The organism is Erwinia sp. S43, from assembly GCF_016624745.1.
Classification (GTDB): domain Bacteria; phylum Pseudomonadota; class Gammaproteobacteria; order Enterobacterales; family Enterobacteriaceae; genus Erwinia; species Erwinia coffeiphila.
This window is the reverse complement of sequence record NZ_JACVTX010000004.1, coordinates 149,294-164,716: the sequence shown is the minus strand read 5'-3', so window position 1 is coordinate 164,716 and position 15,423 is coordinate 149,294. Positions and strand designations below refer to the sequence as shown.

The 15,423-nt window shown below is 55.3% G+C and carries 18 protein-coding genes; 11 read left to right on the top strand and 7 right to left on the bottom strand.

Annotated features, from left to right (window positions below):
- Positions 1–11 precede the first annotated feature (11 nt).
- From flgL to lafU, 11 genes are all read left to right on the top strand, one after another.
- Positions 12–920, top strand: a complete 909-nt coding sequence (gene flgL / locus IBT47_RS07030) for a flagellar hook-associated protein FlgL (RefSeq protein WP_200559909.1) — start codon at positions 12–14, stop codon at positions 918–920.
- Positions 921–929: 9 nt separating this feature from the next.
- Positions 930–1,976, top strand: a complete 1,047-nt coding sequence (locus IBT47_RS07025) for a hypothetical protein (RefSeq protein WP_200559908.1) — start codon at positions 930–932, stop codon at positions 1,974–1,976.
- Between the two features lie 182 nt (positions 1,977–2,158).
- Positions 2,159–3,013, top strand: a complete 855-nt coding sequence (locus tag IBT47_RS07020; RefSeq protein ID WP_200559907.1) for a flagellin — start codon at positions 2,159–2,161, stop codon at positions 3,011–3,013.
- 213 nt (positions 3,014–3,226) lie between these two features.
- Positions 3,227–4,543 (top strand): flagellar filament capping protein FliD, encoded by a 1,317-nt coding sequence (fliD, locus tag IBT47_RS07015; RefSeq protein ID WP_105590954.1) that lies wholly within the window; start codon positions 3,227–3,229, stop codon positions 4,541–4,543.
- Between the two features lie 17 nt (positions 4,544–4,560).
- Entirely contained in the window at positions 4,561–4,944 is a 384-nt protein-coding gene (gene fliS, locus IBT47_RS07010) for a flagellar export chaperone FliS (RefSeq protein ID WP_105590955.1), read from the top strand.
- Entirely contained in the window at positions 4,944–5,246 is a 303-nt protein-coding gene (locus tag IBT47_RS07005) for a hypothetical protein (protein ID WP_105590956.1), read from the top strand. Before fliS ends, IBT47_RS07005 begins: the two co-directional genes overlap by 1 nt.
- A complete protein-coding gene (locus IBT47_RS07000) occupies positions 5,246–6,391 on the top strand; it encodes a flagellar hook-length control protein FliK (protein WP_200559906.1) in 1,146 nt (381 codons plus the stop codon). The genes IBT47_RS07005 and IBT47_RS07000 overlap by 1 nt, the downstream gene beginning before the upstream one ends.
- Positions 6,392–6,393: 2 nt before the next feature.
- Complete coding sequence (fliL, locus tag IBT47_RS06995; RefSeq protein ID WP_200559905.1) at positions 6,394–6,867, top strand: flagellar basal body-associated protein FliL; 474 nt, start codon at positions 6,394–6,396, stop codon at positions 6,865–6,867.
- Between the two features lie 9 nt (positions 6,868–6,876).
- Positions 6,877–7,572 (top strand): FliA/WhiG family RNA polymerase sigma factor, encoded by a 696-nt coding sequence (locus IBT47_RS06990; protein WP_200559904.1) that lies wholly within the window; start codon positions 6,877–6,879, stop codon positions 7,570–7,572.
- Between the two features lie 11 nt (positions 7,573–7,583).
- Positions 7,584–8,450: a flagellar motor stator protein MotA gene (gene motA / locus IBT47_RS06985; protein ID WP_105590959.1), complete on the top strand. Its 867-nt coding sequence runs from the start codon at positions 7,584–7,586 to the stop codon at positions 8,448–8,450.
- A complete protein-coding gene (lafU, locus tag IBT47_RS06980) occupies positions 8,447–9,340 on the top strand; it encodes a putative lateral flagellar export/assembly protein LafU (protein ID WP_200559903.1) in 894 nt (297 codons plus the stop codon). The genes motA and lafU overlap by 4 nt, the downstream gene beginning before the upstream one ends.
- Positions 9,341–9,402: 62 nt before the next feature.
- Here the strand turns inward: lafU and IBT47_RS06975 are convergent, their stop codons facing one another.
- The 7 genes from IBT47_RS06975 to IBT47_RS06945 form a co-directional block, all read right to left on the bottom strand.
- The gene (locus tag IBT47_RS06975; RefSeq protein ID WP_200559902.1) at positions 9,403–10,419 is read right to left on the bottom strand and encodes a sensor domain-containing diguanylate cyclase; all 1,017 of its coding nucleotides are present in this window, start codon (positions 10,417–10,419) and stop codon (positions 9,403–9,405) included.
- Positions 10,420–10,880: 461 nt separating this feature from the next.
- Complete coding sequence (locus IBT47_RS27335) at positions 10,881–10,982, bottom strand: YoaK family small membrane protein (RefSeq protein WP_172606533.1); 102 nt, start codon at positions 10,980–10,982, stop codon at positions 10,881–10,883.
- A 115-nt stretch (positions 10,983–11,097) separates the two neighbouring features.
- Positions 11,098–11,982 carry a carboxylesterase gene (locus tag IBT47_RS06965; RefSeq protein WP_200559901.1) on the bottom strand — a complete coding sequence of 295 codons (885 nt, stop codon included), beginning with the start codon at positions 11,980–11,982 and terminating at the stop codon, positions 11,098–11,100.
- Entirely contained in the window at positions 11,979–12,422 is a 444-nt protein-coding gene (locus IBT47_RS06960) for a hypothetical protein (RefSeq protein WP_200559899.1), read from the bottom strand. Before IBT47_RS06960 ends, IBT47_RS06965 begins: the two co-directional genes overlap by 4 nt.
- A gap of 18 nt (positions 12,423–12,440) precedes the next feature.
- Positions 12,441–12,698, bottom strand: a complete 258-nt coding sequence (locus IBT47_RS06955; RefSeq protein ID WP_200545495.1) for an acyl carrier protein — start codon at positions 12,696–12,698, stop codon at positions 12,441–12,443.
- Positions 12,698–13,927: a beta-ketoacyl synthase gene (locus tag IBT47_RS06950; protein ID WP_200559897.1), complete on the bottom strand. Its 1,230-nt coding sequence runs from the start codon at positions 13,925–13,927 to the stop codon at positions 12,698–12,700. Before IBT47_RS06950 ends, IBT47_RS06955 begins: the two co-directional genes overlap by 1 nt.
- Positions 13,918–15,423, bottom strand: a complete 1,506-nt coding sequence (locus tag IBT47_RS06945) for an NAD(P)/FAD-dependent oxidoreductase (protein WP_200559895.1) — start codon at positions 15,421–15,423, stop codon at positions 13,918–13,920. Before IBT47_RS06945 ends, IBT47_RS06950 begins: the two co-directional genes overlap by 10 nt.

Below are 15,423 nucleotides of genomic sequence, written 5' to 3'. Positions count from 1 at the left end.
AGGGAGCGATTATGCGTATCAGCAGTCAGAGTTTTTCTAACAGCGTCATACTGAATCTTAGCCGCAACAACAGCAAGTTGTTTGACGTGCGTAACAAGATCAGTTTACAAACGCGCATTCTGAAACCGTCCGACGATCCGATCGCCAGTTCTCAACTGGCGCAGCTGCGGCGGGAGCAGTCGGCAATTAGCCAGTATCAGACCAATATTCAGCGTTTGTCAGGTAATCTGGCCACCCAGGAGAGCAGCATTAAGGGCTGCGAGCAGCAGCTGCTGGCGATGAAAGATAAACTCCAGGAAGCGATGGGCGGTACGCTGTCGGTGGAAGAAATCAGCGCCTACGGTAAAGAGCTGGAATCGATGCTGGAAGCCACCATCACCCTGGTGAATACCCGCGATGAGGATGGCCGTTACCTGTATTCCGGCACCAAAACCGGCCAGCAACCGGTGGTGTTTAATGAAGAGAGTAAAACATGGTCTTATCAGGGCAACGATGACACCGCCAGCACGCTGGTTTCCAGCGGACAGGAAATCCAGGTGACGACAGCGCTGGCCGCCGCTTTCGGCGACGATCTCGCCATGCTGAACACTCTGCAGGACGTTGTGACGAAAATGCAGGACGGCACGTTGGCTCCCGCGGATTATTTCGGGGACATGCAGTCGGCATTTAACGCCATTGAGAAGACGCACGGAAACGTCGGCGCGCTGTATACCGAGCTGGGTGGTCGGCAGAACCGGCTGAGCCTGCTGAAGGATATCCACGACGACAATAACGTGGTCACCGATACGGTGATGAGAAGCCTGACGCAGCTGGATATGTATGAGGCGAGCATTGAACTGAGCAGCCTGTACAACGCCACGGTCGGCGCGCAGAAAAGCTACACTAAAATCCAACAGCTTTCGCTGTTCTCACTGATTTAAGACAGCCACATGATCCAGGTAAATCCTCGTTCCGGGGCCGCAGCCCCGACAACGCTCAGCACCGCTGCCGCCACCGCCGGGAAAGCCGAGCTTACAACCCGTTCATCGGCGGCAGCGGCCGTCAGTCCGGTTGGTCAGTCCGCGCAGAAAGCGGCGGCATTGGCGTATCCCGACCGGCCGTTAATCTCCTCGGAGCCGCTGCGCTATAACGTGCAGCTTAACCAGCAGCTTACCGCCGTGCAGCAGGCGGACGGTTTCCTGCTGGAGATGGAAAAAAAGCTGCTCCAGCTTAATCATCTGATTACCCGCCGGGTACCGGCGGAGGAAGTGGTGAAGCAGGCGGAAACACTGCAACAGCTGATGGCGAAGCGCGAATCGCTTTCTGGGGGCGCAGTCGATCGCCAGCTTCAGCTGAGCCTGCAAAGCCAGCCAAAGGTCAATTTCAACCTGCAGGACGGCGCTGCGCTGCTGCACGACGAGCGCCCGGAAGTGCTGACTTTTTCCCTCGCAGGCCGCCAGCGGGCGATCAGCGCTGCGGAACTGGACGGCAGCTCGCCGCAGCAAAATCTGCTGCGGCTGAATCAGGCGCTGGGTAAGTGGGGTATACATGGACAGCTCAGCGGCGGCCAGCTCAATTTTGAAGTGGGTGAGCAGCGCTGGCCGGAGGTCAGCCAGCATCTCAGCGTGCAGGGTAGCGGCGAACGCTATCCGCAGGGGCAGTTTTACCCGTTGAAGCCGCAGGCGGAAAACGGACTGGAGGAGACGTTGCAGCAGCTCGTGCGCGTACCCGGTAGCGGCAGCGCGTTGCTCGGCAGTCTTGAGCAGTCGCTGGAAACCGTCACCCGCCAGCGCCGTACGCTACAGGGAACACGTGGCCGGGTTCAGCAGCGGATTGACAGCATGGCAACCTTTAACGGTCCGTCTTCGGCATTGCAGGCAGCGGAAGACGTTGCCGCCCGGCTGCGCAAGGCGGATTTTAGCAGCGTATCGCAGGCGCTGGCGGGCCAGGCCAACGTTCAGGGTGCGCGGGTTCGTAACGTACTGGCGGCGGCCTGACTTCACTACGGGGTCGTTACCGGCCCCGGTTTCTTATAACCTTATGTTTTTGTGAAAATAATTTGGTACTTCCGGTTTTTTTCACTTTTTTTTCCCCTCGCGCTTAATTATCTCCACGGGCCTGCCGCTTATCTCAGGTACTGGAAACGGAATCACGGTGATTCCTCAAGGAGAAAAAAATCATGGCACTTTCTATTTTCACCAACGCAGCCTCAATGAGCTCGACCAACGCAATGAACAAAGCCACCGGCAGCCTGAACGTTGCAATGCAGCGCCTGGGTACCGGCAAGCGCATCAACTCAGCGGCCGATGACGCAGCGGGCCTGCAAATCGCAACCCGTCTGCAGGCGCAGTCAAACGGTATGGGCGTGGCTAAGCAGAACATCGCCAAAGCTACTGCGATGATGCAGACCGCAGAAGGTGCATTTGATGAAGTGAACAACATCCTGTACCGCATGAAAGATCTGGCTACCCAGGCTGCGGATGACACCAACAGCGATGACGACCGCGCGGCGATCACCTCTGAGTTCGGTGAACTGAACTCAGAACTGGAAAACATCATGAGCAACACCTCTTACGGCACCGAGAAACTGCTCTCTTCCGTAAGCGGCAACGTTTCCGGCAAGCTGACCCAGGAACTGCAGTTCCAGATCGGTGCCAGCACTGACGAAACACTGAAAGTGGATTTCGGTGCTGATATGACCAAAGTGACTGATTCACTGAAAACGCTGCTCTCTTCCGATCTGAGCTCGGCAACCGGTGGTAACACGGCGATTGACGAACTGAACACCGCCATTAAAGAAGTCGGTTCAATGCGTTCTTCTCTGGGTGCCAACATTAACCGTCTGGGTCACACCGCGGCTAACCTGGCCAACATGCAGGACAACACCAACGTCAACCTGGGCATTATCCGTGATGCGGACTTCGCCACCGAAGCCACTAACATGACGCGTAACCAGATGCTGACGCAGTCAAGCCAGGCGATGCTGAAGCAGGCTAACGGCATGAGCCAGATGGTTCTGGGCATGCTGGGCTAATCCCCTCCTGATAATCAAAAACACCGCTCACGTAGCGGTGTTTTTGTTTCCTCTGGCGGAAATTATGTACCGCTGTTTGCGGAAATAATTCTTCCTCCTTTCTTTTTAACATTATGAAAAATAACAAATTTAAAAGTTGGCACGCAGTTTGCTATTAACTGCGTATAAACACGATTTTTTTGTCAGCCGCAGAGCTGGCGACGAGAGGCAAGAATGAGTTGGCTAGACAGTTTTGATCCGCAAACCATCGCCCAGCAGCTGGCGATGGCCAGCATCAGCGCACAGCAGTCGCAGCTGAAGAATCAGCAGAACCGGGTTTCAGAGCAGCAGAAAGCGCTGACCACGCTGAAGACCGCCCTGACCGATTTTCAGTCGGCGCTGAAAGGGCTGGCGGTGAGCGGCAGCAGCGGCGGCATGGTGAAAAACAGCGCCACTGCCAGCCAGGAAGGTTACGTTTCGCTCAGCGCCAGCAGCAGCGCAAAAAAAGGGTTGTACAACATCAACGTTAAAGAGACGGCCAGTGCCGACCAGAAAGCGTTCGAAAGCCTGACCGATGCGGATATCGCCGCCGCCAGCGGTAACCTGAAAATCAGCGTTGGTGAGAAAGAGGTCGACATTGATATGTCCTCCGTCAGCAACCTGGCGGAACTGCGCGACAAAATCAACGCGGACAGCGGTAACTCGGGCGCAACGGCGTCGCTGGTGAAGCAGAACGGCAAGAACATTCTGATGATCAGCAGCGATAAAACCGGGGCTGACAACGCCGTCACCCTGACCGCCGATGATGCCGCGCTGCACGGTCAACTGACCACTCAGGCCACGCAGATTTCAACGGCGAAGGATGCGGTGATCACCATGGGCGACGGCGCGATGACCTTCACCAGCAGCACCAATACCTTTAAGGACACCATTCCCGGGGTTGAGCTGACGGTGATCCGCAAAACCGCCGATGACGAGCCGCTGATTATCAACGTTGATAACGATGCGACCGGCACCCGCGAACAGGCCAATACCTTTGTTGATGCCTACAACAAGCTGCGCAAGCAGCTGGACGAGCTGACCAAAAGCGGCAACAGCGACGGTACCGTCGCTCGCGGCGCGCTGGCCGGTGACTCCGGGATCAACGCGCTGGAAAGCAAACTGAACTCCCTGCTGCGCACCGAATTTAACGGCGCGAAGCTGGCGGATTTCGGCATTACGCCGGACAAATCGGGACAGCTCAAGCTGGACGGCAAGCTGTTCGAAGAGGCGCTGAAAGAGAAACCGGATGCGTTTAATGCGCTGTTCGACGGCAATACCGGCCTGTTGAAGCGGGTAGAAAAAGAGGCGCTGGACACTTTCCTCAGCGGGACTAAGGGAACCCTGAAGCAGCGCCAGGAAAGTCTGGATCGTAAAAGCGAACAGCTGAGCCGCAAGGATGCGCAGATCCAGACGCGCTACGAGACCACCTTCAATCGTTATGTGAAGGAATTCACCAATATGAAAACCATCATCGCGCAAATGAACCAGACGATGGGGCAATTTTTCTAGGAGTTTGACAGACAGTTATGTACGGAAATTCTAACGACTTTACGCAGTATCAGGATGCGGATCTGGCAATCCGTACCGCCGCAGCGACCCCGCACCAGCTGGTGGTGATGCTGTTCAGCGGCCTGATGGATGAGCTGACTCGCGCCAAAGGCCATATCCAGGCGCGCCGCTTTGAGCGCAAGGCGGAGAGCATCAACAAGTGCATCGATATTCTCAACGCGTTAACCAGCGCCCTCGACTACGAGCGAGGCGGCGATCTGGCTCTGCGCCTGGCCGGGCTTTACGACTACTGCGTGTATCGCCTGTATGACGCCAGCCACCATCTTTCCGTCGAACAGATAACCGAGGTGGAGACCATTCTGCGCAATATCCAGGAAGGCTGGGAAGGGATGGGGGCGTGATGGATCGGCGCATTCTTCAACTGGGGCAGGCGCTGGAGCAGGCGGCGGCCGATGAAAGCTGGGATGAGATCCGTCGCATTGATGCGCGGATTAGCCAGCTGCTGGTCGCGATTCGCGAGCAGGGATTGCAGGATGCGCTGCGTGACGATCTGGATCAGCTTCGCCGCAGCCACCTGCGGGTAGCCAAAACCTGCCGTGAACAGCATGACCTGCTGCAAATGAAAATTCAGCAGTTTCAGCAAAACCGGGAGCGGCTGCAGGCCTACGCGCTGTTCTCAGAAAGCCATGAGGAGAATGAATAATGTCGACGATCTCTGCCGCTGCGGGGGCATCAATGCTGGCCAGCACGCCGTTAACCGGCATCGCGCCGCAGCCTGCTGTTTCAGCTCGGCCTGGCGCATCGCTGGCGGCAAGTCTGCCACCGATGACGATGCCGTCGTTCCCGCCGCAGGGTGAGATCGTCGAACCGTCGGCTGACAAGGATACCCGGCCTGCGGCTGCCGACAGCGACCCGCAGCAGCTGCTGGATCTGCTGCTGGCAGCGCCGGTTGCCCAGACGGTGGAAGACGGCGCGGTTCTGTCTGTGCGTTTTGCGGCAGCCGCTTCGCCGCGTGACGGCGGCGATATTTCCACGCTGAACTTGCAGGCGGGGAGCGCCGGACTGCTGAGAAACAATCTGCTGGCGGGAGGAACACCGTTAAGCGGCCTGGCGCAGCCGGAAGCGAAAGCGATGGTGCTGGCACCGTTACCGGCAGCGGGCCGCGGTACTTCAACGGTCATGCCGTCATTCGCTACGCCATCCTCCTCGGTGCAAACCGCAGGCTCAGAGGCCGATGTGGCGGAGTTCGCGCTGCATAACATACCGAAAAAGCTGGTCACATCCGCCGATGCGATGCTGGCCAGTAAATCGGTACAGCAGATGCTGCGTGTCGATCGCGAGCCTTCTGTGGCAGAAAGCACGCTGCTACCTGCTGCTCCGCCGCTGGTCAATACGCTGCTGAAAGGGGAGGTAAACGGCACAAAACTCCCGACGATCGCTTTACCGTCTGCCCCCGAACAGCAGGCTGAAGCGTTACAAAAGGCGCTGGCCGAACGACTGGAAATGCAGATCGACAGGCGCGTTCAGAAAGCGACGATCCGCCTCGATCCCCCTAACCTGGGGAAGATGGATATCTCAATTCATTTCGAGTCGGGAAAACTACAGGTTCAGATTCAGGCAGCACAGCCTGAAGTTACTCGCTTACTGCAGCAGGTCAGCCATGAAATGCGCGCCAGTCTCAGTGAGCAGAACAACGTTCAGGTGAACGTACAGGTGTCGACCCAGAGCGGTGATAGCCGCCAGCAACAGCGACACCGCGATCGGCCGGAAACGGCGATTGCAAATAATAACGAAGAGGTGACCCCGCAGCAGCGTGGCACCGACGGCACAATACTGACAATGGTTTAATTATGAATATAAAGACGTTAATACTGAATTTTATTCTGATGCTGGTCGCGGCAATTATCACCGCGCTGCTGGTTCTGGCTGGCTCAAGGTATCTGGATAATAAATCTGATAACAGCGAAAGCAGTTCTTTCTTTTCTTCAAAACCGGCAGACGATAAGAAAAATCTACAGTTCGTTGAAATTAAAAATCTGGTCATCACCCTGAAAAGCAACAGCGTTAAAGAGCGCTATCTGCTGCTGGATTTGGCACTGACTACGCACGATGAAGCACAGTCGCAAAGAGCGGAAAACCTGTTGCCGAAAATTAAAGGTATCGCGGTAGATGTGCTGACGTCGATGGACTACAGCGAGGTGCGCAGTATGACGGTGATGGAACTCCGATCGCTGATGATGGAACGCTATCAGTCCGCTTTCCATAACATCAATGTCACCATTCCTTTTGACGACGTGACCATTTCTAAAATGGTCTTCCAGTGATAAACCGCCATGAGTACTTTTACTGATATTACGGCGCTGTCACCCGTCGAAGAGAGCCGCTTTATGCAGCAGTGGCTGCCTCTGGTGAAGAAAGTCGTTCGTCAGCTGTCCCCTCAGGCTAACGGTATGATGGATCGTGAAGATATCGAACAGGTGGCGCTGATGGGGCTGCTGGAATCGCTGCGGCGTTACGGCCAGCCGGACGAACAGTTTGCAGGTTACGCCATGCAGCGTGTACGCGGTGCGGTACTCGATCAGTTCCGTTTACACGACTGGCGCCCTCGTACGCTGAGGCAGAAAACGCACAAAATCAATGACGGTATCCGCGCCATCACCCGCAGTCTGGGACGGGAGCCGACGGATGAGGAAATCTGTCAGCAGCTTGCACTGAGCCCCGAAGCCTGGCTGGAACATCAGCAGCTGGACTCGGCCTGTGCGCTGGAAAGCCTGGACGAGATCCTCTCCGTCGAGGGTGGTGGTCAGACCGCCGCGTTCGCCGGGCGTGAACTGGAAGACGAGGTGAATATTCAGCGAACGCTGACGCTGGCGTTAACCAGTCTTGATGAGCGCGAACGTATTATTCTCAATCTTTATTACCAGCAGGGAATCAGCCTGAAAGAGATCGCTTTAGTTCTTGATTTAACCGAAGCACGGGTCTGCCAGTTGAATAAAAAGATGAGTGAAAAAATTAAAGCCTTTTTTTAAAGGAAAATAAAATGCAGAAACTATTGGGATTAATCGTGGTTTTAGGCTGCGTGGTTGGCGGCTACATGATGTCCGGCGGACGTATTTCCGCATTCTGGCAGCCAGGTGAATTAATTATTATTCTCGGGGCCGGAGTGGGGGCGATGGTTATTGCCAACCCGAAGCATGTATTAAAAGCCATGTGGGTGCAGATTAAATCTGCCGTAGGAAAAGATGAGCAGGATGCGGAATTTCAGCGTCAGCTATTAATGCTGATGTACGAACTGCTGGAGCTGGTGCAGGACGGCGGCCTGAAGGCGCTGGATGAGCATATTGATATTCCGGAAAACAGTTCACTGTTTCAGAAGTATCCGCTGATCTTAAAGAACCGAGACTTTATTACTTTTATTTCCGATAACTTCCGGCTGATGGCTATGGGAAAAATCAACGAGCATGAAATGGAAGGGCTTCTGGAAGCGGAAATAGAAGCGGTGGAAGAGGAGATGCTGGTGCCTTCGCGTTCGCTACAGCGTACGGCGGAAGCGATGCCGGGATTCGGTATTTGTGCGGCGGTACTGGGGATCATTATTACCATGCAGTCGATTGACGGCTCGATTGCGCTGATCGGTCTGAAGGTGGCCGCCGCGCTGGTGGGGACGTTCCTCGGGGTATTCTTCTGCTATTGCCTGATGGACCCGCTGGCTAACGCGATGGAGCAGTGCATGCGTAAACGTATGACCATTTTCTCCTGTATTCGTACTGTGCTGGTCAGCCACGTGGCCGGTAAACCCACTCTGCTGGCGGTTGACGCCGGGCGTAAGCTGCTGTCGCTGGAGAGTAAGCCGACCTTTGCCACGCTGGACGGCTGGGTGAACGCCATGAACGAGACTGAAGAATGAAGAAGGGATCGCATACCACCATTATTAAGCGCGGTGGCAAAAAGGCCCATCACGGCGTGCATACCGGTGCGTGGAAGGTCGCCTTCGCTGACTTTACGCTGGCGATGATGGCGCTGTTTATGGTGCTGTGGATTGTGGGCGCGGTGTCAAAAGAGGAGCGGCAGGAGATTGTCGCTAACCTGAACGGGACCTCGATTTTTGACGGCACGGTATTCAGCCCGATTAGCGATCCGACGGCGATTGCCGGTCCTGCGCCCATTATGACCAGCCTGCCTGTACAAGCCGCCGAGGCGAACGAATCCGCGGAGCAGGAAGCGTCGCAGCCGGAGTCGCTGGAAAATGTGTTGTCGCGTTCGGATCGCGAGCTCAATGAACTGGGTGAGGCGATAGCCCGTATCACGGCGGAGTTAAACGCGCAGGGTAATCTGTCGCTGGAAAAAGTCCCGCAGGGCCTGCGTATTCTGCTGCAGGACGACGACGATCGGGTGATGTTCGAACGCGGGAGTGCGCAGATGACCCCTTTCTTTACTCGGCTGCTTAGCGAGCTGGCCCCGGTATTTAACCGTATTGATAACAAAGTGATCATCAACGGCCATACCGACGCGGCTAACTACCGTGATAACGCCGGATACAACAACTGGAATCTGTCCGGCGATCGCGCGCTGGCGGCCAGAACGGTGCTGGAAAAAGGAGGGCTGGAGGCGAAGCGAGTACTACAGGTGAACGCGATGGCGGATCGCATGCTGCTGGACCCGAAGAACCCGCTGTCGGCCCGTAACCGCCGTATCGAAATCATGGTGCTGACCCAGTCGGCATCGGACACGCTGTATCAATTTTACGGGCGTAACGGCGTCAAGGTAGTTAAACCGATTGCCGAACGCCTGCAGTGATTCTGTCAGTGCCTTGAGTCAGAAAGCTGGGCTCAGCCGGCGGCAATTTGCCGCCGGTTTTTTTAATGCTGTACGTGTCTGCGGCGTATTTTATCCTGATACATGCTGCTGTCCGCATCGTGGACCGCCAGGTCCGGCGTACAGGCCAGCGGATTTGCCGCGATGACCCCCAGACTGGCCCCGCCGTAATCAATCAGATTGCCGCGAAGCTCATACCTTCCTGTTATTTTCTCAGCCAGCTGTGCTTTAAACGTCTGCACGTGATCGTCGCTGACGGCGTCGATCTGCGGCCCCAGACTGGCGATGATAAATTCATCCCCGCCCAGGCGACCAATGATATCTTCCGGCCCGGCAAACTGGCGTAGCCGCTGGGCAATAGACTGCAGGAACCGATCGCCGCTTTCATGGCCGTAGCTGTCGTTAATGGCTTTAAAACCGTCGAGATCGACAAAGGCCACCAGTACCGATCGTTCCTCAATGGCCGCTGCGGCAAACAGTTTTGGCAGATGGTTGAAGACCGAGCGACGATTGGGTAGCCCGGTCAGTTCATCGGTCATACTGACGGCGGTCAGCGCATCGTTGGCTTCGCGCAGCTCCTGCAGCAGCTGCTCTTTACGAATGTACTGGCCGATCAGTTCGGCAAACAGGTGGATAATCTGTTCCGCACGATCGGACAGGGGGTGGCTTTGCGCACTGGCGGCGCAGAGCGTGCCGTATAACAAGCCGTCGCCCAGCATGACTGGCGTACTGAGGTAGGTGGTGATACCCAGCGCTTTGGCGGCTTCAGAATCGGGCCAAACGCCGGGTACATCGTTGGTGAAGCTGCGGCCATCTTCCATCGCGCGTTTGCACAACGTATCCTGCCACGGCACCGACAGACCTTCGGGGATCTGCATTTTCTGCGTGTTACGGGCATACAGGATATGCTGAAGCCCTTCGGCATCATCAATATGCGTCAGGTAGGTTGATTCCATATCGGTAACCAGTTCGAGCATTTCCAGCAGCTGGCGCACAAAACCTTCCAGCGTTCTTTCCGATCCCAGCGCCGTTGAAATACGTTCAATCAAGTTTTCGGACATAGATCTTTTTCCTGGTAGTGAGGTCAAGCATGCCCCTGAAAGCAGAGGCTAAATTTACAAATAGAAAACGTGCTGCCTTCTCGCTATATATATGAATATGCGGAAGCGTATAACGTTATTAAATTCACTAAATTCAGTAAGTTTTGTTATAAAACGGCAAATAATGACAGGCGTAATTATAACGACCCGTAAGCGCCTGCTGTCCTGATAGCGGGGCAATCTGCACGTGATAAACATCAGTGTTATGATTTTCCAGCTCAACTGCCGGAGCAAATCGACTTTATTTGGTAAAAAAAGCGTAAACGCATTCAGAAATGCATAATTACAGATGAAAAAAATTATGCAATTTATACACGCAATGATCAATACGTACAGGTATCAACGCAGATATATTGTGTTAATTAATGGCGTTATCAGATTTGTGCCATTCAATATTGGTCCAACCAGCTTGCCGATCCTGCTTACTGACTGCCGGGCATTGCCGCGCCGGAAGCGATAAACCATACCAAAAACGCCATTGCGGCAATAAAGATAACGGTAGGGGCTATCGCTCTTTTATTCACGGCTGCATACCTTTGAAGGGGCTGAAAGAGAGTTGCACCGTTCGTGAAACGGCGCGCTGGCGGCGATGATAGCACAGGCGCCGCTGCTGACGATCGTTGAAAACAGCCTGACCGCTTACTTTTTCAGATTACCCCCCGGTTCCGGCTGCGATTCGATACCCGGGATTTTCTTGCGTGCGGACGCGGCAAGCTGCTGGCGTTCATGCTCGTCCAACTGCTGATAAAAGAAGCGCGCGGTGGCCTCTGCTACCTGCTGACGCTCCTGATCGATGGTCACCAGATGATAACTTTCCTCCAGTTGGATAAATTCGGTTTTACCACCGTAGTGCCGTTCAACGTAACGGGAATTGGAAATATCTGTCACGTCGTCCTCACGTGCGTGGATTAACAGGGCCGGTACTCGGGTTGTCGGCATCACTTTTTTTGCCTCACCGGCAAGGCGCAACACCTCGCGCAGCATCACTCCGGGTGTGTTGGTGTGGCCGGCGGCCGAACTGTCCCCGCTTTGCAGTTTCAGAACGATACGCTCGCGCAGCTGTTCGTTTTTGATGCCATACGGCGGTGCTTCCTGAAAGTGATAGTTGTTGCGGAACAGCGGGATTTTAAGTAACAGCGGCAGCATAAATGAGAATTTTGATACCGCCCAGCCGTTACATTTCAGCGTGATGGCGTAGAGCGCCAGCCCGCGCATATCAGGAAAGTGATGGGCAAGAATAATCCCCATCGATGCTCCGGCAGACAGGCCACCGGCGAAAACCTGGTAGCCTTCGCCAGTCAGCCGCTTATATTCAGCGGCGATTTCCCGTAGCCAGTCCAGCCGGGTCGTTTTTAACAACGCGTTCATATCCGAGCAGTGGCCCGGCAGCACGGGAATAGAAACGGTAAATCCATAGCGATGCAGGCGCATCGCGATGGAGTCCATTTCTTTTGGCGTACCGGTAAGACCGTGAATTAACAGCACGGCGATACGGCTTCCCCGGTGAAAAATAGCAGTGGTCATTGTGCAGTGATACTCCGTTCATTATCTGCCTGATAAAACACTTTTAATTCTCCACGGGCCAGTAAACGTTGCCCGCAGGCAACGTTGAATTCCAGCATGGACAGGTCAGCAAGTTCAGTCGTAATGGCGACAGAAATCAGCAGCGTTTCTCCTGTTCCTGCATCGTCAAAGAGCTGAAAATTATTGACCGAGGCCAGCAGTGCAGTTGCAGACTCCCGGCCTTTGGCGGCGTCGACACCCTTTAACGCACAGGCTGCCTGAGCCGCAAGTTCAATGTAACCGCAGCGGTCGAGCGTACCGTTTTCATCTAACAACAGATGATCGGCGTGCAGTTTTACGGATGCCTGTACTCGCGGCCCCTCGATACTGAGAATACTGTCGATACAACACATTCCTTCGCGATGAGGGATCAGGCTCTGCGCCGATAAGGGGAATATCATCCGTGCTCCTCGTAATAATCAGACTGCCTGAGCCATTGAAGTTTTTAAGATAAACTCCTGAAGTTCACCGAGCGTTTTAATGCTAACCAGCTCGGTATTCTTACCAATATTGATAGCAAACGCTTTTTCGAAGGCGACGACCATATCCACAGCGTCCAGGCTGTCCAGTCCCAGATCTTCGTACAGCTTTGCTTCCGGATGCAGATCGCTCAGCTCCAGTTCAAATTCCTCAGCCAGGATCTGATTAACTTTTTCCTTCAGTGCGTTCTTATCCATCATATTTTCCTTAATATCAGGGTTGAAATAATGCCCCCAAGGGCAAAACTGTTTTTCAGTACGTGTTGCACCGGCGTAGTGGTGAGCCCGTTGACGTGTCGAATGCTGTCGCATTGATCATCGGGATTATCAAGATTGAGAGTAGGGATCAGTACCCCCTGCTGAAGCATGCCGATGCAGGCGATAAGCTCCAGTGCGCCACTGGCCGCCATGGTGTGCCCCAGATGCCCCTTCAGGCTGGACACCGGGACCAGTTTTCCGCACAGCCCGGCAATCGCCTCGCTTTCGGCGATATCGCCTAACCGTGTGCCGGTGGCGTGGGCGTTAATGTAGCTCAAGGCATCTACCGGGATCTGGGCGTTGTTCAGTGCCTGCTGCATGCAGCGGCGAAGCGGGAACGGGTCAGGATTAGCAATACTCGACACATCGCTGGCGGAGGCAAATCCGGTAATTTCTGCCAGAATCGTCGCGCCTCGCGCCAGGGCCCTTGAGCGGGATTCCAGCAGCAGTATCCCGGCGCCTTCTGCACAGACCACGCCGTCACGCTGTTGATCAAACGGACGTGGCGTGGCGTGAGGATGCTCGTTGAAGCCTCTTGAAGCGGCAGCCATATGATCGAATGTTGCAATCGTCAGCGGATGGAATTCATCGGCTCCGCCGCACAGCATCGCATCCTGCAGGCCGCAGGCAATCGCCTCATAGGCCATACCGATCGACTGGGCGCTGGAGGCGCAGGCTGATGTTACTGCCATCACCCGGCCGGTAATATCCAGTGCCTGCGCCAGATTTGACGCGACGGAATGGCCCATAATGCGGAAGAAGTCGCGCGCTTTAACGGCGGCAAACTGACGGGCAACCAGGTAGTTTTCAAAAATAGAACGCCAGGTATCAATGCTGCCCATTGTTGAACCCACGATAACGCCAAAGCGCGGATCGGACAGTCGTTCGCGAGGAAAGGCAGCCTGTGCCAACGCTTCCTCTGCGGCCAGCAGGCTCCAGCAGGACATCGGGGACATCGTGCGACGATGACGGCGTGGAATACTGGTTGTGTCCAGGCGCGGGACGCGCCCGGCAACTTGCGGCACGTCCTGTGTATCGCTGTAATCGTGCTGCGGCAGGCGGCCGATCCCCGATTCACCACGGGTTAAGGCGGCCATCATTTTCTCAGCACCGGCACCGAAAGGAGATACGGCACCCACACCGGTGATAACGACTCTTCTTAACGGCATGCTCTGACTCCGTTCAGTAGATTCTGGTGATCCAGCAAATAGCCACAGGCGAGAAACGCTGAAATCGTCGCGCCCATCACCCCCGGGCCGGTCACCGCCTGGCCAGCCACGAACAGGCCAGCAACGCGAGTCACCGGCAGCGGATTAAACTGCGTTACATCGTGTGCTACGCCGTACATTCCCGCGCCCGGTGAATAGAGATACTTTTGTAATGTTGCGGGAGTGGCACCGTCTACCAGCCTCAATCCCTCGATTTCTGGGACAGTCCGACACAATGAGGCGTAAAGCTCTTTGAGACGCTGCTTTTTCTGCGCCCGGTAGGCGGAAGGGCGCTTGCCGCTGCCGGTACCATAAAACGCGCGGTATTCCGCTGCGTCGCAGGGGATCGCCGCGACAAAATCAACGGAATCAAATTGTCCACTCTCGCGGTTAAGCACTGACGGACCCGGCATAATATAAAAAGGCCCTGCAGTACCCCGATGGAGAGGTTTAAAAGCCTCGGTAAATGACCGGGCGTGCTGACAGTAAAGGAAATTCTTTTTGTCGAGCAGCAGCGGCGGCTCGGTTCCACCGGAAAGATACAGCAGGTGTGCCGACATCCCATCGTAGAGCTGATGCATGCGATTCACTGCCGTCGGGCGCAGCGCTTTTTCTGGCAGCATCTGCGGCAGAAAACCGGGGTGCCCGGTGTAAATAACGACAGAGCAGCCCAGACGCTCACCATTATCCAGTTCGACCTCGCTCAGCGTACCGTCGGATTTGCAGTGGATCTGCACGACACTATGGTTACAGTGCAGCACTACGCCTTCTTCAGCCAGGCGCTGTTCGAACGCCTTAACCAGCGACAGCCCACCCTGTGTAAAGGTACGAACGCCGCCAAAATGCGTCCCTGCCACGCGGGCGTGCTGCAGGAAGGAGACGTTTTCAGGAGAAACGCCATGGTACAGGCAGGGGATCGCCAGCAGGGCCTGTAACCAGGGATCGCGGATATAGCCGGCAATATAGTCCTGGAGTGAGATATGCCATCGAGGATCGGTTTCATCCCTGATGGGGGAGCCCTGTAGCGTGTGAAAAGCAGAGGAATAATAGGCGGCCTTAACGTTGGCCATATAGCGATGAATTCCCTCTTTTTCTGCCGGGAAATCGGCACAGAGTCCGGCCAGCATTTTGTCGTAATCGGCAGCCAGCGAAAAGTCACCGCGATCGGAAAAACGCACGGTTTCAAAGCAGTTACGATCGAACTCGACACTGGGCAGATCGCGTATGCCCAGGTAACGCAGATAGGCGGTTAACACGCCGTGTGGCGACAGTTCACCGACAAAATGAACGCCGCTTTCGAAGTAGACTCGGCTTTTCAGAAAGCCGCGCATAGTGACGCCCGGTTCTTTCGCTCGCTCGACGATTGACACGCGATAACCATGCATGGCGAGTAGCAGCGCAGACACCATTCCTGAAGCGCCCGCCCCGATAATCACGGCTGAAGGTCTGGTGGCCAT